The 273-nt window shown below is 24.2% G+C and carries 1 protein-coding gene; it reads right to left on the bottom strand.

Going from position 1 to position 273, the window contains the following annotated elements:
• A partial coding sequence (locus QP324_RS12055) for a cysteine peptidase family C39 domain-containing protein (RefSeq protein ID WP_284816218.1) occupies positions 1-109 on the bottom strand: 109 nt, incomplete at its 3' end.
• Positions 110-273: the final 164 nt, after the last annotated feature.

Raw genomic sequence — 273 nt, 5'->3', positions numbered from 1 at the left:
ACTCACGTAACTTGTGAATGGGTATTTCTGTATTATAATGCTTTAAAATCATGGCAATACAAGCTACGCCACAATCTTTTTCGTCTTGTTGGTAAATAATCTTTTTCAAAGTTTCTCCTCACTTGTGTTATTATTCATTTATCAATATTACTATAATAAAATATTTTTGAAAACCTTTTTATATAATTAATTGACATAATAAAAAGACTTTGATTTAATAAATTAAGTAATATAATTCCAGAATTATATTACAAAAATAATTAGGGGGAACGA

It is taken from the genome of Corynebacterium sp. UMB0012 (assembly GCF_030216265.1).
Classification (GTDB): domain Bacteria; phylum Actinomycetota; class Actinomycetes; order Mycobacteriales; family Mycobacteriaceae; genus Corynebacterium.
This window is presented reverse-complemented; position numbering and strand designations above follow the sequence as displayed.